The sequence below is a fragment of the Tigheibacillus halophilus genome (genome assembly GCF_042683165.1).
GTDB lineage: Bacteria > Bacillota > Bacilli > Bacillales > Amphibacillaceae > Tigheibacillus > Tigheibacillus halophilus.
Window position 1 is genome coordinate 287,382 of the sequence record NZ_JBHUIZ010000006.1, and the last position, 19,943, is coordinate 307,324.

Here is a 19,943-nt window from a genome sequence, read left to right on the forward strand (position 1 = left end):
CTTAAAGGGATTTGTAGCACTATATGGAATGGCTTACGAAAATATTTCGTTCCTCTTTTATTTGCCAAAAACAGGACTTTTTTACAAGGACCGGGACTTTTGGCACTTGTTTGACTTTTCGAATTTATTTTATGATGATAGTGTTTGAAAATTATGTCACTATGCTGGAAAGACATACATCATACATAACAGCTCCTGGCATCAGTGGACAAAACAAAGGGGGAAGTTTATGTACAAGCGTATCGGAATATTGCTGGCGATTTTTCTATTAGCCTTCAGCAATATCGCCTTCGCGTCGGCTGCACAGCTGCCAAAAGCGAATGTACATAAGGCGAAAACACAACACACACAGAAGTTGAAAGAGAGCAAGGATCCGGACAAGCAAGTCCGTGTCATTGTGGAAATGAAGGGCGAGGCGCCAATTGAAAAAGCGACCAAAAAAGGTGTTATGTTCAAGAGCCTCGCTAAAACAGATCAGCAGTCACTGCAAAAAGCTGCGCAAGCTACACAGAAAAAAGTAAAAGCAGACATCAAGACGAAAAAAGTGAAAGCGAAATATTTTCAGGAATTCAACACAGTTGTCAATGGTTTTAGTGCAGAACTGAAGCAAAAAGACATTGATATTGTCAAAAAACTTCCAGATGTCAAAAGCGTTCATATCGTGAATGAGTACAAGCGTCCGGAAGTAAAACCGCAAATGAAATACAGCAAGGAGCTTGTCCAAGCACAGGAAGCTTGGCGTGACTATGGTTTTAAAGGCCAGGGAATGGTCGTTGGTATCATCGATTCAGGAATCGATCCAAGCCACCGCGACATGATTTTGAGCGATGGTACTAAACCAAAGCTTAACAAAAGAACAGTCGATGCGTTAGGAAACACATTGCCTGGTAAATTCTATACAGAAAAGGTGCCATACGGCTACAACTATATGGATGAGAATGATGAAATCCGTGATTTGTACAAAGGAGCATCCATGCATGGCATGCACGTTGCTGGTACTGTCGGAGCCAATGGCGATGAAGATAACGGAGGCATCAAAGGGATCGCTCCCGAATCGCAGCTGCTCGCTTTGAAGGTTTTCGGCAACGATCCGGAAATGAAATCCACTTATGGGGATATTTATATCAAAGCGATTGATGACGCCATCAAGCTGGAAGCGGATGTTTTGAATATGAGTCTCGGTTCTACAGCGGGATTTGTAGATTCTGACTCTGCAGAACAGCAAGCTGTGACGCGTGCCGTTGATAATGGCATTCTTATGTCGATTTCAGCAGGTAACTCGAACATGTTTGGCGAAGGATTTTACTATCCGCTGGCTTCGAATCCAGACTATGGGGTAAGCGGATCACCAGGATTGGCGCTGGATTCCACACAAGTGGCTTCTTTTGAAAACTCCAACATCACTGTCGATGCACTGGAATATCACATCGGTGATGAAAAAGGACAAGCACCATTCCTTTCAGCAGGAGAAACCAGTCCGGATGATTATGTTAAAACGACATTCGATGTCGTTGAAGCAGGACTTGGAACACCTGAAGAGCTGGAAGGAAAAGATGTCAAAGGCAAATATGCATTGATCCGACGCGGAGATATCGGTTTTGTCGATAAGGCTCTAAACGCGCAGAAGGCCGGTGCCGAAGGTGTGATCATCTACAATAACACGGATGGCATCGTGAATATGGCTTCAGATAGCGAGATTGAGATTCCGCAGCTGTTCATGCTGAAGAACGATGGAGACAAACTTGCGACAAGCTTGAAAGACGGCAAAAAAGTAACCATCGATTTTACAGGTGAAAAGACAAATATTCAAAATCCGGACGCAGGTAAAATGAGCGCTTTCTCCTCATGGGGACTGACTCCGAGCCTGGATTTCAAACCGGAAATCACCGCGCCGGGCGGACAAATTTTATCTACATTGAATGATGATCAATACGGTTTAATGAGTGGTACATCGATGGCCGCACCACATGTCTCAGGCGGCAGTGCACTTGTATTGGAACGTGTTCGGGATGAATTCAACTTGAAAAATGCCGATCGCGTCAACCATGCGAAAAACCTGATGATGAATACTGCAAAAATCGTGGACTTTGAAGAGGAACCTGTATCACCTCGCCGTCAGGGAGCTGGACTCATGCAGCTGCATGCAGCACTTTCAACACCAGTGACGGTAACTGAGTCGAAAACACATGAAGCAAAAGTAGCTTTGAAGGAAATCAAGGGCAACAAGGCAACATTCGAGCTGACAGCGGAAAACTTCTCTGATAAAGCTGTTTCTTATGATGTCAAAGCGAACGCCCAAACAGACCAGCCATTGAATAACGGCGGTGAATATCTCGTATTGCCAAATGATAACGCTGCGTTGGATTTGACAGAGGATGTCAATATCAAAATCGATGGCAAAAAGACAAATAAAGTAGAAATTCCAGCAGACGGCAAAGCATCGTTCACAGTTTCTATCAATGTGAGCAAGGTAGATGGCTTGCTGCAAAATTACTTTGAAAATGGTTATTGGCTGGAAGGATTTGTCACTTTAACGGATCCATCCGACAACAACCCTGCATTGCATGTTCCTTATGTCGGCTTCAAAGGCCAGTGGGATAAGGCACCGATTTTTGATACACCAGAATGGGATGCTGATACGTATTACGGCATGACAGGCATCGTTACATCTGCCGGCGACGATGACTACGCATTCTTGGGCGAAGATTTGAACAGCGGCGAATTGGACCCTGCCAAAATTGCTATTTCACCAAATGGTGATCATGTGCAAGATGACGCTTTACTGATTTTCTCGACATTGCGTAATGCCAAAGACGTGAAGTACCAAGTGCTGGATAAAAATAAACAAGTTGTGCGGACCATCAGCACAGAAGAATTTTTGCGCAAAAATTATTATGATGGCGGAGAAGGACCAATGTACAACTTGTCCGGCGAAAATATTTGGGATGGAAAAGTCGACGGGAAAACAGCTGCAGACGGCCAGTATTATTTGCAGGTCTCCGGCAAAGTAGATTACCCAGGCGCAAAGGCACAGAACTTGCAAATCCCTGTCAAAGTAGATACGAAAGCTCCATCGCTGAAGGTTTCATTTGACAGCGATAAGCAAAAGGTAAGCGTTGAAGCTGCAGACGAAAAAGGCGGCAGCGGACTCGCATACTGGGATGTATTGGTCGATGGCAAATCCATTTTGGACAAGCCATACACGAATGGCGAAACAACACATCAGCTAGTCAAGAAGCTGAAAAAGGACCAGAAGCTTTCTGTTGTTGCAGTCGACTATGCCGGTAACCAAAAGGAAGAAGAAGCATCACAGGCTGTCGATACCACTGCACCGGATTTGCACTTGAAAACCCCTGAATTCCTTGGAATCGAGTCAGGCAAAAAGGTTGTCTTTTCGGGTTATGCTACTGACAAATCCGGCTTAAAGGAAGTAACCATTGATGGCCAGCAAGCGAAATTGGATTATGACAAGGCCAACGATCGCTATAACTTCAGTTTGACAGTGAAATATAAAGATGGTTATCATACAGCGAAAATCCAAGCTGCAGACACCGCCGGAAATAAAACAGACATTGCACGCAAGTTCTTCGTTGACACGAAGCAAGCGAAGCTCAATGTTAAAGCGGCTGAAAAGGTGAAAACCGACACAGTGAAGGTTTCCGCGAAAATCAAAGACAATTTCGATGACATCAAACTCTATGTCAATGGTAATGAAGTGTACAAGCATGAGCTTTCAGAGCCATATGATATGGTGAAATTCAATGAAAAAGTCGATGTTAACCTTGATTTGAAAGACGGCAAGAATGAATTTGAATTCAAAGTCGTTGATCTGGGCGGACATGAAACGATTCAACATGTGGTGATCGAAAAGGAAGCTGACAAAAATTCCGGTAACGGCAACGGACATGGCAATAACAATAACAATGGCAACGGCAATGGCCATGGACAAGCTGATAATGGATTTTTGGGCGGGCTAGTCGGATTTATTGTAGATCGCGTCAATAATTTGATCGGCAGCATTTTCGGATGGCTCCTGCCTTAAACGATCATACAAATTATCGCCGCCACCAATGCATGAAAGCATTGGTGGCGGTTTTTTAAGTGGGCGGAGTGGCCGTGTGGGCGAGGGTCCAGGCCGCTGACAAGTAATTAGGCGTGATTGACAAGTAAATGCCGAATCTGACAAGTAAAGCACCGCATTAGACAAGTAATCTCAGCCAAGAGCCAAGAGTCCAGGCTGCAGACAAGAAACAGAGCGCGAGTGACAAGTAAATGCGCCAATCTGACAAGTAAAGCTCCCGACCTGACAAGTAAACCGAGCAGAATGACATGTAACCCCGCCCACATCAAGCAAATGAGCAAGCCAGCGAACACGCCCGCCATCCCCGCCCATAAAAAGCAAGGTAAATATTTCAAAAAAGAAATGGCAACTATGCCAAAACTTGCTATAATGGTAGGAGTCTTTGTGAAAATAGGTACATAGACTTAACATTTTACGAGGAGGAACTGAAATATGAAATGCATCAACTGTGGCTTTGAACAACAAGAAGGGAAGTTTTGCGGCAAGTGCGGCTCCCCGATGACAGTGGAGAAGGCGCAGCCGGAGGAGCAAAAGATTGATCAACATCAACATGTGCCAACTGAGGATGTGCAGCAGCAGACGGTCAATCAACCGGAACGGCCGCAGCAATTTACATATGAAGAGGCGGTAACTACTGCTACAGCGACTGACAGCCATAACGATGCAATGGACAAGATGAAATATACATCAAAGGCTTTTTGGGCTTATTTCGTGCAGCATCTGAAACAGCCATCCGTTATATTTCATAAAGGGCCATCTGAGTTTAAGAATGGCCTGATCAGTATCGTGATCGCAATCGTACTATTTTCTTTATCCGGTTATTGGCTTGTGCGAAACATTGCATCAGCTTACAGCTATGGCGGTATGTGGGGCGTTCCGGATGTTGATATCCCATTCTTCTCTATTGCAGGCAACATTTTTCTTTACAGTGTGATTCTTGTCGCAATCGTTTTGGTTATTTTATTTGTTGCCAGCAAAATCATGGGAATAAACATCCAATTTAAATCGCTTGTCAGTTTTTTTGGTGCGCATACAGTTTTGATCGATGTCGCTGCATTGGCTGCGTTCCTGCTGCTTTTGCTCAAAGCCAATACAGTCGGATCAATTGTTTTTCTGATTGCGATTGGCCTGCTCATCACAAGCATGCCGCTGTATTTGATCAGCAACCTGCTTACGAAATCTGCCAAAACCTTTGATGCCTATTATGGTTATTTGCTTTATCTCGTTTTGGCCGCTATCGCATTCGGCATTTATTTCACCATACTGGCTGATTCGTCTATCGGGAATCTCCTGGACAGCCTGGATAGTATTTTCTAGGAGGTAACAGATAATGAACCGATTTTGTAAAAACTGCGGCAAAGAAGCACAGCCAGAGCATAATGTGTGTATTCATTGCGGCACACCGTTAGTATCCGAATCTTCGAATGCCGTGCATGCGGAGAAACACAGCGAGGCTTTCTCCACACAGAAGGAAAGCAGCCGGCCAAAACAGGACAGTCTGTCACGTAGCGCGAGACCGTCTGTGAAAAAGCCGATGCGCAAGCGTAATAAAGTGATTTGGAGTTCTGTGGCTGCGCTTATCGTACTCATCATTGGATTCAGTGTCTGGGCCAATTGGTATCAATCACCAGAAGCTGTGCAAAAGCGCTTCGTGAAGGCGGTTGATAAGAAAAACAAGGGGAAAGTGCAGTCGATGATGATTCATAAAGACGGATCTGGCATCAGCGAACAGGAAGCGGCAGCTTTTATCAAACTCATCCAACAAGAAGGGACAGATGAACTGTCCGATTACGTTTCGATTGAGCAAGATGGAAAGTTTCTCCTGTTCTATAAAGCACATCGCGTGCAGGGGAAAGACCAATATGCAGCGATGAAGAAAGCGGAAGATGATATTGGGTACACGTTTGACAATAAAACATTGACACCATATCAAGAGAGCGAGGAAAAAACGGTTTACGGCCCATTGATGCCAGGCATTTACACGGTCAAAGCTGATTATGACGGCAAATATGGCAAGACAAGCAAGCAGGAAAAAGTCATGTTAAATGATGTGTACGGAGATCATACGAACGTCGATTTGAATATCTCTGTCGCTAAAGTGACATTTACGGTGACAAACGCCGATAAATTCGACACGTCTAAGGCATACATCAAATTGCATGATGAAAAAATCCCGCTCAGTGAGGGAGGCATCACCAAGAAAATCGGGCCGATACTTCTGGATGGTTCGCAAACTGTACAGACAGTAGTAGCCATGCCTTGGGGAGATGTGACATCCGCACCCGTGAAAGTGACTGATAGCGATTTTGCAATGGAGGCTGATATCATTACGCCTGAAGACTTCAAAGCAGTCAAAGAAACCATCAAGCAATTTGGTGAACAATATGTGCAATCGTTGGCAGAAAAAAGTGTCAAACCGTTGCAGGCAGCCTCCAGCAATGTCCAGAAAGTGGTTAAAGACGATATGGAAGAGGACACCTATTATTCCGGAAAGCTTGAAGAAATCGGAATCGATAAAAATTCTCTCACAGCTTCAACCGGCAAAGATGATAAAAATATGTCCATTCGTTTAATGACTGATTTTAAAACATCCGAAGACTACCATGAACTTTCCGAAAAAGCTGAGTTGAGCGGGAATGAATGGATTGCGACAATCGGCCTTAGCTATGATCCGAAAAAGAACACGTGGACAGTGGATAATTGGGAACCTGGTGATCCTTGGGGTTATTTTGAAGCGACAGAAACAATTGCTGGCAACAAAAAACTTTATGCCCCTAGCAAGGAGACAGTCGCAAATGCGAAAGCGCAGGAGCGTAACGCTGATATCAAGGACATGATGGATGCCTATACACAGGCGAGCGTAGATGCGATTAATTATCGCGAATTTTCCTTTATGAGCGGCTATATCACCAAGGATGGTCCCAGAAGAAAAGAAGCCGAGGATTACATCGACTACGTGGAAAAAAAGGATATTTATGAAGAATGGCTGGAGAGCAAACTGGAAAGTGTTTCGGAGGTATCCGACAATACCTGGAAAGTGACGCTCCAAGAAACCTTTGAAATAGAAATCGATGGGGACACAAGCACCAAAACGTATCGGACGATTGTGATCGTGAAAAAAGTGGATGGAGAATATTTGGTGGATGAACTGATTGAAACGAAGCCGATTTAAATATTTCTAAAGCAAGCATAAGCTGATCGGCTTCGGTCAGTCGTATGTTTGGCGGATTAGATAGATTACGAAAACACGCTAGATCCAATGATAGCGTGTTTTTGTGATGTTCTTATTCCATGCGTATTTATAAGTAACCTGTCCGTATATTGTCATAATTATTTATCATATGGGAGTGACGTTGGCTATCTTCCAAGGTACAATGAATGTAAAGAAGTTGTTTTTTAAAAACCAACTGCCTATTGGAAGCAAAAGCAACATAGCAAGTTAGGAGGTGCCTGCCGTGTTTATTGGACTTATCGTATTCTTAATACTATTACTCATTGTAGCGCTGTGCATAACATTGGTTTTCTTTAAGCAGATCGAAAATAAAATGCAAACCTATGAGAAAGAAGGACGGACAGCACAGGATGAATTGGAAAGATCGATCGCGTATGAATCAAATTCCTTAAAATCCAATGTACCTATTTTAACCTGGATTTATAGTGTTACCTTTATTGTAGCCATCATCGCGCTTGCAGTGTATCTGGTTTAATTAAAAAAACGATTCTTGCTGAAAGTGGTAGGGCGGAATCGTTTTTTTGTTGGCAGGTCCGCTCCTTTGACAAGATAACTCGTTTATCTGACAAGATACTGCTGGGGACTGACAAGAAAGCGCGTTCCTCTGACAAGATAATGCTGCGAACTGACAAGAAAGTAGCGTGGTGACAAGATAGTGAACTCAATTGACAAGATACCCCCCCTCCTGACAAGAAAATGCTACAAACTGACAAGAAGGCCCCCGCACCACTGGACAAAAGCCCAGCTCTCACTCCAGTCTGGGATGGACGAATTCCTTAAACAGTGCCAGGGTCGTATACACATCGACGCGCAGTCTTCGCAATTTATATGGATCGGTTTTTTCATTCACAAATCCTGCGCTATCTGTCAAACCGTACTGATAATATTTTTTAACTTCTTTGACAGCATTTATATCATATTTTCCCAGCGGGTAGGCAATCGCGTTCACTTTTTTGCCGGTGATTTCGGTTAACTTCTGTTTGCTGTCACCTAGCTCATGCGGAAAATTATTTGTCACTGTCAAATCAGCGTTGGTGAATGTGTTGGATTGCATAGAAAAGATGCCCGAGTCACTCATCTCTTTTAACTGATTTTCAGAAAGACGATTTTTTTCTCCAATTTGTCCAACAATCATGAATAAAGTGGCCTTGGCTTGAAATTCGTCTTCTTCCATATTTTGGAGTATCTGATAAGCTTTCCATACAGTCTGGTCTCCTCCGATAAATGCGATGAGTACAGGCTTGTTGAACTTACGGACATTTTGTAGGTCATCGAAAGTGATTGGTGTGTAACCCGAAGCTTTCAGATATTCCATCTGGAGTTTGAAATTTTTGTCAGTCACGTATAATTCTGTTGTACCTCTGCCTTCATAATTGCCTATGGCAGTGTATGTCAGGATTGGCACTCGGAACGGATCTGCGGACTCTTCTGCACCGGGTTCCATCGGTTTCCATGTGAAGATGACCAATAAAGAAATGAACACCACACGAAGTAGTAAATGATAGTGGCCATGTTTACCTTTCATAACAAAATCCTCTCCAACAAAATGAGCATGAGTTATTATATCTCTGGTTTGGACTTATTATCCGATGAAACAACTACCAGTAAAGAATCGTTTTTTATACTGAATCAAATGCTGCATGAAACAGATATGATATAATGGCAACAAACATAGAGAGATGGATGAGGAAATACATATGAAAAGAAAATGGTTAGCCTGGACGCTCGTCATCGTGTGGATGGCAGTGATTTTCTGCCTGTCCCATCAACCGTCAAGCTCATCCAGTGCCCTAAGTTCGGGAGTCACAGCAGCTATAGTGAACACCGTACATCAATGGTTACCAGATGCAGCCATCACAGTGGAAGGTCTGCATTTTTGGATTCGAAAAGCGGCACATTTTTCTGCCTACTTTTTGTTAGGCGTACTTACCTTGCAGGCTTGGAAAAAGAGCGGTATCTCAGGGGAACGGGCGATTATATACGCATGGCTGCTATGTGTATTGTATGCCATGTCAGATGAATTTCACCAATTGTTCGTTTCTGGAAGATCAGGAGAAGTACGAGATGTAGCGATTGACAGTACAGGCGCATTCACCGGGATCGTGTTGTGCTGGATAATATCATGGATTCATCGCCGCCTAAACAGGAAGAAATGGAAAGCCTGAAATCCTGCCATTTTATGACCGATAGAATCGCTCTACCAATGCTTGGCTTGACCTACCCCTTGAATAAGCATTCCACTTCCGTGCGAACTTTCGCACTGCATCCATATCGAAAGCATCTTTTTGTAACAATGCATCCACCAATTCTGTTGTATTTTTAACGATCGGTCCGGGCACCATGTCTTCATATGGTTCCCAGAAGCCGCTTGCTACGCTGTATGCTTCTTCGTCATACGCGAAAAAAATCATCGGGCGTTCCAGCAGGCTGAATTCAAATGGGATTGAAGAGTAATCTGTAATCAAGATATCGGTGAACGCAAGCAGGTGATTGACGTTGTGATAGTCGGATAAATCTATAACAAACGTTTGATTGGAAATGGATATATCCACCTTGACAGCGGGATGCAGGTGTAAAAACAATACATAATCCTCGCATAAGGACTGGCACATCTCGTTTATATTCAGTGGCAACTCAGCGGTTGTTTTCGGTCCGTTTCGGAAAGTAGGAGCATACAGAATGACCTGCTTGTCCCTGATAACGGGATATTGCCGTAAAAATTTTTCGCGTTCTCTTTCTAACGCAAGCTGGTCAAAGAAGAAATCTGTCCTTGGTACACCAGTACGCAGCATTTTTTCATGATCGATTCCGAAGCTCTCCTGAAAAATTCCTGCCATTGCTTCACAGCCCACCACCACATGGTCGAAATGTTGATAAACCTTTCGAAAACGCCACTTTGCGATAGCGGGTCTTTCCGAAATAGCGGGGTTTCGCAGACCGAACAGCTTGATAGCCCCCGCAGCATGCCACAGTTGGATGACAGAGACCTCTTTCCTCACATTTGCTGCAGCCAGAAAGCCGTAATAATTATCTACAAAAATAATTTTTGAAGTGGCTAGATGATAAACTGCTTGGAACCAGTGGAAAATATGAGGGAAAGCGAATTCTAAAACCCGAATCCGCGCTGTTTCCTGAATCGTTACCTTCCAATCGGACAGCCGCAGAACAATCATCCGTTCATCTGTCTGTTTTTCCACATCCCGCAACGTATATAAAATATTATCTTCAAAAGATGCGACAAAGACGGTCTTTCCGCGCTGTAAGGGAAGAAGGCGGAATATGTTAAACACAATCCGGAAGAGTATTAAATAGATGAAGATGATGATTTCTTTAAACATGATGGCCTCCTCCAAAAAACATTACTTACACTTAGCTTATTCAAAATCAATAATGATAAACAAGCAATAGTAGCCCCATGGTGATTTTATTTTAGTGAGCATTCGAGTGCCGAATGCCTGATGTATGAATGTAAAGCTATCTTTTTACGATCAACAACGAAATTTTCGCCGTGGCAAAGTTTCTTAATATTTTACAAGAAATACAGCAAATGATGTTTAACTGCATTCATTTAGAGGAACAAGTAAGGATATCCAACATCATTTTATGGAAATATATTAAAAAGGTGTGAATTGCTTTCCGCTGAAACCTGAGTCTTAGCTACTATTCATTTTAATTACATAAAGCTTCATATGAAGGAGAGCGAAAATGGAAGAGAGAAAGAAATTGAACAAAACACTTAAACAGCACTGGGTCTGGGCGATTGCGCTAGGATCTTCGATCGGCTGGGGAGCATTTGTCCAGCCGACAGACTGGTTGGGGCAGGCCGGACCGATGGGTGTCATCATCGGCTTCACCATTGGTGCTTTATTGATGATGCTGATTGCTGTCAGTTATGGTATATTGGTCCAAAATTTTCCAGTTTCAGGAGGGGAATTTGCATATGCTTACGTTAGCCTTGGCAGGGTCCACGCATTCATTTGTGGATGGTTTTTGACATTGGGATATATTTGTATTGTCGCCTTGAACGTATCGGCATTTGCGCTGATGTTTAAATTCGTTTTTCCGTCATTTGTTGAAAACCTGCAAATGTACCAATTGGCCGGCTGGGACGTTTACCTCGTGGAAGTAATTATCGCAGCCGTCACACTAGGTATCTTCGCCTGGTTCAATATCCGCGATACTGGCTTATCTGGAAGTATGCAGTTTTATTTTTGCGTCATCATGATTGCCGGTGTCCTTTTACTTACATTTCTGGTTGGTGCTTCACCTGAAGCTGGATTAGAAAATGTGAAGCCATTATTCCACCCTGGCATGTCGAGCATGGCAGCAATCATATCGATTGTCGCTATCTCACCTTGGGCATTTGTCGGATTTGATAATGTCCCACAGGCTGCTGAAGAATTCAATTTTTCTTCCCAAAAAGCATTCGGACTAATCATTTTTGCCTTGATTGCCGCTGCACTCTTATACAGCTTCATGATTATCGTCACTTCCATGACGCAGCCTTGGGTTGATCTGGTGGACAAGCATTATCTATGGGGAACCGCTGTCGCTATTAAAGGCGTGCTTGGCAACGCGGGCTTGATCATTCTCGTAGTGGCGCTAACTATGGGAATTTTCACAGGCCTGAATGGTTTCATCATTTCATCCAGCCGTCTGCTGTTCGCCATGTCACGTGCAAAGGTGATTCCAAAAGCATTTTCTAAACTGCACCCGAAATATAAAACACCGTATGTGGGCATCATCTTTACTGTCGTTTTAGCCATGCTTGCACCTTGGTTCGGCCGGGAAGTGCTGATGTGGATCGTCGATATGTCTTCGATCGGTGTATCTATAGCTTATCTATATACTTGTTTTACAGCATATACGTTTTTCAAATGGTCCAAGAATGGCGTATTAAATGATAAGCAGCAGGCAGCACCGCTTAAAAAGCTACTGGCCCTCGTCGGTATTATCGCTAGTGTGGTATTCATCGGGCTGCTGCTTGTCCCTGGTTCTCCGGCTGCTTTAGGAAAAGAATCTCTGATCGCACTGATTGTCTGGGTTGTCCTTGGAGTGGTGTTTTATCTGTTCAAATATAAAGAATACCATGCGATCCCGAAAGGGGAGCTAGACTATTTGATTTTGGGTGAGCATGGGAAAAATACTATTGATGAAGAAGCTGCTACGCAACATATTGAATGAATTTTCATCTAAACAGAGGAATTGAATGATAGTAAGTGTTATTACATTTTATTTCAAAAGGAAAACTGCAACAATGTTGTGGTTTTCCTTTTTTTTGATGAAAATTCCAGGTTGAAAAATTTAAAATAAACCCGTTTACAGTTAAATGGGCTTCTTTTGCTGACGATAATAAAGGCATAATAAGTTACCAAATTGGAGTTGATGAGCTGAACATTTAATGAATACTTTTTTCAGAAAGTCCGATTTCGCGTTTCATGTTTTAATCTGTAAAAGGCTTTTTTACTACACGCCCTAAGGGCCAAGCATATCGATAAGATGCTGAAAGGACAAAGGAACTTGAAAAAAATATCACTATCCGTTTCTGTTATGCTGTTTCTCAGTTTTATTTTCCCGCTTTCTACTTTTGGGGAAATGGAAACAAAAGTAGAGGAGGATGATCAAGTTCAAAATGATCAGCCTATTAAGGAGCAATTGGATGAAGATCTTTCCATATCACCTAAAAATGATACCGAAGTAATTAAACCAGTTAAGCATCCCGTGGAAGACGACAAGTTTGAAGAGTCGAATTCTGAGGCAACAAAGACTCCTGATTCGAAAGCAGAGGCTTCACCTAATCCTAAAGAGCCTGTTTCCGAAAAAGAAAATATAACAAATAACAATAGAATAATGAAACAAGACCCCAATGCTGTTGATAATAACAGACAGATTAAGGCCGCTGGTGAGTTTAAAGCAAAGAATGTAAAAATTGCGGTCAAAGAAAGCAAAACAGATAAACTTGCTCATTTAAAAAAAGCCAATGTAAAAATCTATCCAGATATAAATAATCTATCAAACTCTTTCACTGCGGGAAATACCTATATGTATAAAGTCTATTATATAAAGAAACAAGCAATTGTGGGAAATGATACCTACTATTTAATAAGTAAGGAAGCTAGTGCTGTAAAAGGTATTATTGGCTGGGTGAAAGCCAGCGATTTGACTTGGAAGAACCGTAAACTACTCAACAAAAATACGAAAAATTTTTATATAAAAGGAATAAATCAAGCCTATTCCCGTGCATGGGGCGGGGAAAAAGAAGTCGTCTTCGAAAATTTATCTCAGTTTAAGGAAATAAGTTTTATAGTTGATGCTACTGTCCAAGTGGGGGAGGAAATATGGTACCGCGGTCAATTGGGCGGTAAGAAAGTTTGGCTTTCATCTTCTGAGGTATACACCGTTTCGGTCACCACTACGGATAAATTGGGTCATATTAAAAATAAAAGTGTGAAGATCTATAAAGATATCAATAATTTAAGATCCTCCTTTAATGCAGGAAATAATTTCACAGGAAACGTCTATTACATCAAGAAACAAGTCTTTATCAATGGTCAACTGTATTATCTGCTTAGCAAAAAGGCAAGCGCAACCAATGGTGTGATTGGTTGGGTGGAGGCAACAGATACGACTTGGCACTCCCGCTCAATCATTGATAAAACTGTGAAAAATTTATATATCAGCGGAGCTGGCAAGGCGTACACCCGTGCTTGGGGCGGGAAAAAAGAAATTGTGCATGGTGATTTATCTACTCAAAAAGGAAAGCTGTTTGCAGTGAATATCACTGTCAAAATAGGAAAACAATTGTGGTATCGTGGTACACTTGAGGGAAAAAGTGTCTGGATTCACATGAATGGCCTAGGCAATAAAAAAGAGCGTAAAACGGATAAACTTGGACAAATAAAAAGCAGTAATGCAATCATTTACAAAACGATTGGAGACGCTTCGAACGTTTCGAAAGCTGGAAGCAGTCTAACAGGAAAGGTATTCTACATTAAAAAGGAAGCAACGGTCAACGATGAAATTTTCTATCTTATGAGCAAGGAAGCCAGTGCAAGCAAAGGCGTGATAGGATGGATTAAATCTGCAGATGTTCTTTGTAAAGACCGAGTCGTAGTCAGCAGAGAGCCGAAAACATTTTATATCAAGGGTTCTGGCAAGGGTTATAAACATGCATGGGGTGGTAGTAAGGAAGTAGTATTTGCTAATTTGTCGAGTTACAAAGGAGATAAATATTCTGTGAATGCAACTGTAAAAGTCGGCTCGCAAATTTGGCACCGGGGCATACTGAAAGGAAAGACAATATGGATGGATGAAACACACCTAACAAAGTCCACGACAATCAATACCAATTATATGCTAACGCTTGAGCAAGCTTTAGCTATTCAAATGAAAGCTTCTCCACAAACAGACAAGTACCAACAATACGTAAGCAGCGCTTACGTAAAATACGATAAAGCAGGAAAAGTCTATTATGTTGATGGAGATATTCTAAATGTACGCAAAGGACCAGGAACGTCTTACGCAGTAGTAGGACAGGTATACAGGGGAGAGCACCTTTCTATCAAGAGAACTGTCAACGGCTGGTACGAATTATACTGGGTAGAGGCTCAACCGACAGATGTTACGTATTATCTTGATCCTGACAACTTTGTAAATGATTCTAAACAAAAGTTCCAATTTCTTGATCTATCTAAAAACAGTGGTGTGCCTGTTGGTGTATTCAATGATTATTTGAAGGATAAAGGCATTTTTACAAGTTTGGGACAAGCGTTTGTAGATGCAGGTAAACTATATGGAGTGAATGATGTATATCTATTATCACATGCATTGCTCGAAACAGGGAACGGCAGTTCAACTTTAGCGAATGGGGTCTTGTATAAAGGGAAAACCGTCTATAACATGTACGGAATCGGAGCCTATGATAGCTGTCCGATAGAATGCGGCGCAAATAAAGCGTACCAGGAAGGATGGACAACACCATACAAGGCAATTGTGGGCGGTGCTGGATTTATTGGAAATGAGTATATTCGAGGTGAAAATAAGGAAAATAGGATACTCAATACATTGTATAAGATGAGATGGAATCCCGGTGCGATGGAGCAAACAGGTAGATTCGGAAAGCAGTATGCCACAGATATTGGCTGGGCTTCCAAACAAATTACCACGATGTACAACTTATATCAGCAACTTGGTTCTTATACCTTGTATTTAGATGTCCCCGTATATAAGAAATAGGTGAAAGCAGGAAGAGTATGTTTATTTCAATATTCTTCCTGCTTTTTTGATATTTTTAATGTGTGCAGAAGTAGATAGTTTCAATTTGTATAAATATTACTTATCAATTACTGGAAAAATAGGAAAAAAGTAGTTAAAACTATTAATCTAATATGGTATACTACCAAATATGGGGATTTTTGTCATATTTTTAATAAATAAGTAGAAAGGGGAGATGAATAAGCTTAAAATTGCTCTACATTTTTTCAGAAAGAAACTAAACAAGGTTAGGCCAAAATATGATGCTATGTAGAAAGGAAGGAAAATGAAAAAGCTCTCCATAATTATAACGTTGATGGTAATGTTCAGTTATATTTTCCCTGTAGCCGCTTTTGCTGAAACGAGGGATGAGAAGGATGTCCAAAGCAACAGTACACTCAGCGATGGGACTGTTAAAGAAAATGAGGATAAATCTGATCCAAAGAAAGATAGCTCAACAGACACTAATAAAGAAGTAGAGAATGAAAATGATAAGAATGTTCAGAAGCAGCAGGATGCTGACAAAGAAGAAGCAACTACTGATGAAAAAGTAGAGGAAAAGGACGAAAAAGAGGACGTATCATCTGATTCCGATTCTCCACAATCTGAAAGCGAACAGACTGGGGAAGATACACCACAGCAAAACCCGGATTCCTCCATTGATGAAGGGAACAAAGATGCTGAAGACCATGATGACAAGCCAGCCAATAATGATGAAAAAGACCCCAAAAATGAAACACAAGTCCGTACAATGAATAAACAGTCTATCCAAATGAAAGCAAATGTAAAAAAAGTGCAAAAGGTGACTGAGAAAAGTACGGATAAGCTTGGACACATAAAGCAAAGTAATGCCAAAATCTATAAAAATATCAATAATCTTTCTTCCCCTTTTAACGCTGGGGATGCCCGTTTAAATAAAGTATACTATATCAAGAAAAAAGCTTCTGCCGGCGGCACTGTATACTATTTGTTGAGTGAGCAGGCGAGCAGTACCACTGGGGTAGTAGGGTGGATCAAGAAGTCGGACGTGACCTGGCACAGCAGGAAAATAGTTGACAGAAAGACTAAGATTTTTTACGCGAAAGGCACCGGCCAAGGTTATAAGCTTGCGTGGGGCGGCAGTAAAGATCTTAAAATAAATAGCTTGTCTCCGTATAAAAATGATTTTTTTACGGCAACAGTCACTGTGCAGGTAGGGAAACAAATGTGGTACCGCGGAAAGATAGGCGGTAAAACAGCTTGGATCCATATGAATGAGCTAGCTACCATTAACGAAAAAAACACAAACAAATTAGGGCACGTTAAGAAAAGTACTGCCACCATATATAAAGAAATTGGAAATACATCCACTTCTTTCAAAGCAGGAAGCACCCGCCTTGGAAAAGCCTATTATATTAAGAAAAAGGCATCTGCCGGTGGTTCTGTGTATTACCTGCTGAGTGAAAAAGCAAGCAGCACCAGTGGACTAATAGGCTGGATTAAAAAGTCAGATGTAACTTGGCATACTAGAAAAGTAGTGGATAAAAAGAAAAAGACTTTCTATGCAAAAGGTACTGGGAAAGGGTATAAGCGAGCCTGGGGCGGCAGCAAAGAAATAAAGCTTAATAGTTTATCAAAATATAAAAACGACTTTTTCGTCGCCACAGTCACAGTCCAAGTAGGAAAACAAATGTGGTACCGCGGAAAAATAGGCGGTAAAACAGTTTGGATTCATATGGATGATCTGACAGCTATCAATGAAAAAAGCACTAACAAATTAGGACATATTAAAAAAAGCAGTGCCGTTATTTATAAAGAGCTGGGTAATTCATCCAACACTTTTAAAGCAGGAACTACTTACTTGAACAAAGTGTATTATATTAAGAAAAAAGCCTCTGCCGGTGGCACTGTTTACTATCTTCTTAGCGAAGAAGCAAGCAGTACAAGCGGGGTAGTAGGCTGGATTAAAAAGTCAGATGTAACTTGGCATACAAGAAAAATAGTTGACAAAAAGAAAAAAACTTTTTATGCAAAAGGCACTGGAAAAGGGTATAAGCGAGCCTGGGGCGGCAGCAAGGAAGTAAAACTTAATAGCCTTTCCAAGTATAAAGGACAGGAATTTTCAGTTGACGTGACTGTTCAAGTAGGAAAACAGTTGTGGTATCGTGGGAAAATAGGCGGTAAAACCGTGTGGATTCATGAATCGTATCTCACTAAGTCTGCAAATACGACAACTAAATATAACTTAACACTTGATCAGGCTGTTAATATACAAATGAAAGCTACCCCGCAAACGGACAGTTATACGCAGTATGTGAGCAGTGAATATGTAAAAATTTCTAACGGCGAATATTACGTGACTGCGGATGTATTGAATGTCAGGAAGGGCCCGGGAGCTTCTTATGCCATCGTGGATCAGGTTTATAAAGGAGAAAGATTGTCCATTAAAAAAAGTGTCAATGGCTGGTATCAGCTTTATTGGGTTGACGCTAAAGCAGCTGATGTGAAATATTATCTTGATCCAAATAACTTTATCAATGATTCAAAACAAAAATTCCAATTCCTTGACCTTTCTAAACCAAGCGGAGCAACTGTGACCGTATTGAATAATTATTTGAAGGGTAAAGGAACTTTAGCCGGGCAAGGAACTGCATTTATAGATGCCGGTAAAAAATATGGTATCAACGATGTCTACTTGATTTCACATGCTTTACTTGAGACTGGCAATGGAACTTCAACACTTGCTAAAGGTGTAAAATACAATGGAACGACCGTCTACAATATGTTCGGCGTTGGAGCTTACGACAGCTGTCCAATCGATTGCGGCGCAAAAAAAGCATATGAAGAAGGTTGGACAACACCTTATAAAGCAATCGTAGGTGGAGCAGATTTTATAGGTAATGATTATATCAAAGGTAATAACGGTGAAAACCGCAAACTAAATACATTATATAAAATGCGCTGGAATCCTGGGGCCATGGACGAGACCGGAAGATTTGGCAAACAATATGCCACGGATATTGGCTGGGCTTCAAAGCAGATTAATAGAATGTATGATTTGTATCAACAATTAGATTCATATACTTTGTATTTGGATATACCGGTTTATAAATGAGAAATTTAAACAAGGACTACCATATAATGTTTTTTGAACATTATATGGTAGTCTGCTTTTTGGGGTTGAAATGTATTTTAGAAGTAGTATAGTAATAAAGTAACAAAAGTGTAATTAACAGATACTTTAATTTTGTATTATAGTGCATAAAGAATTATGTCGAAAAACGTTAATTGCCATATTTTTAAAATATGTATTATGGTATAATTACGCTGATTCTAACCAATTTTAAATTATTGTTGCATCATATAGAAAAAACTACTAAATGAGGAGAATATATAAATTGAAAAAAGTCAAAAAAGCGATCATACCAGCGGCTGGTCTTGGAACAAGGTTTTTACCCGCCACTAAAGCAATGCCAAAAGAAATGTTACCAATTGTAGACAAACCAACGATTCAGTATATCGTGGAGGAAGCTGTAGCTTCTGGTATAGAGGATATTATCATTGTTACAGGTAAAGGGAAAAGGGCGATAGAGGATCATTTTGATTGTGCTCCCGAATTGGAAAATAATCTGTTGAATAAGGGGAAAATTGATCTTTTGGAAAAAGTGCAAATATCTTCTAATTTGGCTAACATCCATTATATTCGACAAAAAGAGCCTAAGGGGTTGGGACACGCCGTCTGGAGTGCACGTAAATTCATAGGTGACGAACCGTTTGCTGTTCTTTTAGGGGATGATATTGTTCAAAGTGAAATTCCTTGTTTGCAGCAATTAATTCGTAAATATGATGAAACAGGTTCATCGGTTATTGGTGTTCAAAAAGTTCCAGAAAATGAAACAGATCGGTACGGTATTATTGACCCTCTAACAATTGATGGTAGGTTGTATCAAGTAAGTAATTTTGTTGAAAAGCCAGAAAAAGGAACTGCTCCTTCCAATTTGGCTATTATGGGACGTTATGTAATTACTTCGGAGATATTTAAATTCTTAGAAACACAACAAATAGGAACAGGTGGAGAAATTCAGTTAACCGATGCAATTCAAAAATTAAATAACATACAAAATGTTTATGCATATGATTTTGAAGGAAAACGTTATGACGTTGGGGAGAAAACAGGGTTTGTTAAAACCACTATAGAGTTTGCATTACAGCACAGAGAATTGCGTGAAAGTATATTGCAATTTATAGAGAAGAAATTAGAAAAAGAAAAAAAATTGGTTTAGTATAAAGCCAAAAATTAATTGAAGCCGATTAGCCTTAGAAAAAGCACTGAGATATCGGAGTTTGATTGGGAATTGAATTTTTTATCAACAAGCCTGGTAAAAATAGAATGTCGTA

Annotated in this window: 11 protein-coding genes; 9 read left to right on the plus strand and 2 right to left on the minus strand. The window is 41.0% G+C overall.

From position 1 onward, the window contains the following. Nucleotides 1–229 precede the first annotated feature (229 nt). The 4 genes from ACFSMW_RS09820 (at nucleotide 230) to ACFSMW_RS09835 (ending at nucleotide 7,788) form a co-directional block, all read left to right on the plus strand. Entirely contained in the window at nucleotides 230–4,042 is a 3,813-nt protein-coding gene (locus ACFSMW_RS09820; RefSeq protein WP_390355211.1) for a S8 family serine peptidase, read from the plus strand. Between the two features lie 471 nt (nucleotides 4,043–4,513). Beyond that, nucleotides 4,514–5,398, plus strand: coding sequence for a hypothetical protein (locus ACFSMW_RS09825; protein WP_390355212.1), 885 nt, complete (start codon nucleotides 4,514–4,516; stop codon nucleotides 5,396–5,398). 13 nt (nucleotides 5,399–5,411) lie between these two features. After that, a complete protein-coding gene (locus tag ACFSMW_RS09830; protein WP_390355214.1) occupies nucleotides 5,412–7,253 on the plus strand; it encodes a TcaA NTF2-like domain-containing protein in 1,842 nt (613 codons plus the stop codon). Between the two features lie 283 nt (nucleotides 7,254–7,536). Further along, a complete protein-coding gene (locus tag ACFSMW_RS09835; protein WP_390355216.1) occupies nucleotides 7,537–7,788 on the plus strand; it encodes a hypothetical protein in 252 nt (83 codons plus the stop codon). 273 nt (nucleotides 7,789–8,061) lie between these two features. On the opposite strand, the gene ACFSMW_RS09840 is transcribed toward ACFSMW_RS09835, so the two are convergent. Then, on the minus strand, nucleotides 8,062–8,838 hold the full coding sequence (locus ACFSMW_RS09840; RefSeq protein ID WP_390355217.1) for a polysaccharide deacetylase family protein: 777 nt from the start codon (nucleotides 8,836–8,838) through the stop codon (nucleotides 8,062–8,064). A 172-nt stretch (nucleotides 8,839–9,010) separates the two neighbouring features. Between ACFSMW_RS09840 and ACFSMW_RS09845 the strand changes: the two genes are divergently transcribed. Further along, nucleotides 9,011–9,478 carry a VanZ family protein gene (locus tag ACFSMW_RS09845; RefSeq protein ID WP_390355219.1) on the plus strand — a complete coding sequence of 156 codons (468 nt, stop codon included), beginning with the start codon at nucleotides 9,011–9,013 and terminating at the stop codon, nucleotides 9,476–9,478. Between the two features lie 12 nt (nucleotides 9,479–9,490). On the opposite strand, the gene ACFSMW_RS09850 is transcribed toward ACFSMW_RS09845, so the two are convergent. Beyond that, entirely contained in the window at nucleotides 9,491–10,651 is a 1,161-nt protein-coding gene (locus ACFSMW_RS09850) for a CDP-glycerol glycerophosphotransferase family protein (RefSeq protein WP_390355221.1), read from the minus strand. 367 nt (nucleotides 10,652–11,018) lie between these two features. Between ACFSMW_RS09850 and ACFSMW_RS09855 the strand changes: the two genes are divergently transcribed. The 4 genes from ACFSMW_RS09855 (at nucleotide 11,019) to galU (ending at nucleotide 19,828) form a co-directional block, all read left to right on the plus strand. Next, nucleotides 11,019–12,497, plus strand: coding sequence for an APC family permease (locus tag ACFSMW_RS09855; RefSeq protein ID WP_390355222.1), 1,479 nt, complete (start codon nucleotides 11,019–11,021; stop codon nucleotides 12,495–12,497). 336 nt (nucleotides 12,498–12,833) lie between these two features. Continuing rightward, complete coding sequence (locus ACFSMW_RS09860) at nucleotides 12,834–15,548, plus strand: N-acetylglucosaminidase (protein WP_390355223.1); 2,715 nt, start codon at nucleotides 12,834–12,836, stop codon at nucleotides 15,546–15,548. Between the two features lie 304 nt (nucleotides 15,549–15,852). Then, the gene (locus tag ACFSMW_RS09865; RefSeq protein WP_390355225.1) at nucleotides 15,853–18,660 is read left to right on the plus strand and encodes an N-acetylglucosaminidase; all 2,808 of its coding nucleotides are present in this window, start codon (nucleotides 15,853–15,855) and stop codon (nucleotides 18,658–18,660) included. A gap of 283 nt (nucleotides 18,661–18,943) precedes the next feature. Further along, a complete protein-coding gene (galU, locus tag ACFSMW_RS09870; protein WP_390355227.1) occupies nucleotides 18,944–19,828 on the plus strand; it encodes a UTP--glucose-1-phosphate uridylyltransferase GalU in 885 nt (294 codons plus the stop codon). Nucleotides 19,829–19,943: the final 115 nt, after the last annotated feature.

Excerpts from the sequence above, each read along its gene's own strand:
- ACFSMW_RS09820 (WP_390355211.1), top strand. The coding sequence starts at position 230 with ATGTACAAGCGTATCGGAATATTGCTGGCGATTTTTCTATTAGCCTTC.
- ACFSMW_RS09825 (WP_390355212.1), top strand. The coding sequence starts at position 4,514 with ATGAAATGCATCAACTGTGGCTTTGAACAACAAGAAGGGAAGTTTTGC.
- ACFSMW_RS09830 (WP_390355214.1), top strand. The coding sequence starts at position 5,412 with ATGAACCGATTTTGTAAAAACTGCGGCAAAGAAGCACAGCCAGAGCAT.
- ACFSMW_RS09840 (WP_390355217.1), bottom strand. The coding sequence starts at position 8,838 with ATGAAAGGTAAACATGGCCACTATCATTTACTACTTCGTGTGGTGTTC.
- ACFSMW_RS09845 (WP_390355219.1), top strand. The coding sequence starts at position 9,011 with ATGAAAAGAAAATGGTTAGCCTGGACGCTCGTCATCGTGTGGATGGCA.
- ACFSMW_RS09850 (WP_390355221.1), bottom strand. The coding sequence starts at position 10,651 with ATGTTTAAAGAAATCATCATCTTCATCTATTTAATACTCTTCCGGATT.
- ACFSMW_RS09855 (WP_390355222.1), top strand. The coding sequence starts at position 11,019 with ATGGAAGAGAGAAAGAAATTGAACAAAACACTTAAACAGCACTGGGTC.
- ACFSMW_RS09865 (WP_390355225.1), top strand. The coding sequence starts at position 15,853 with ATGAAAAAGCTCTCCATAATTATAACGTTGATGGTAATGTTCAGTTAT.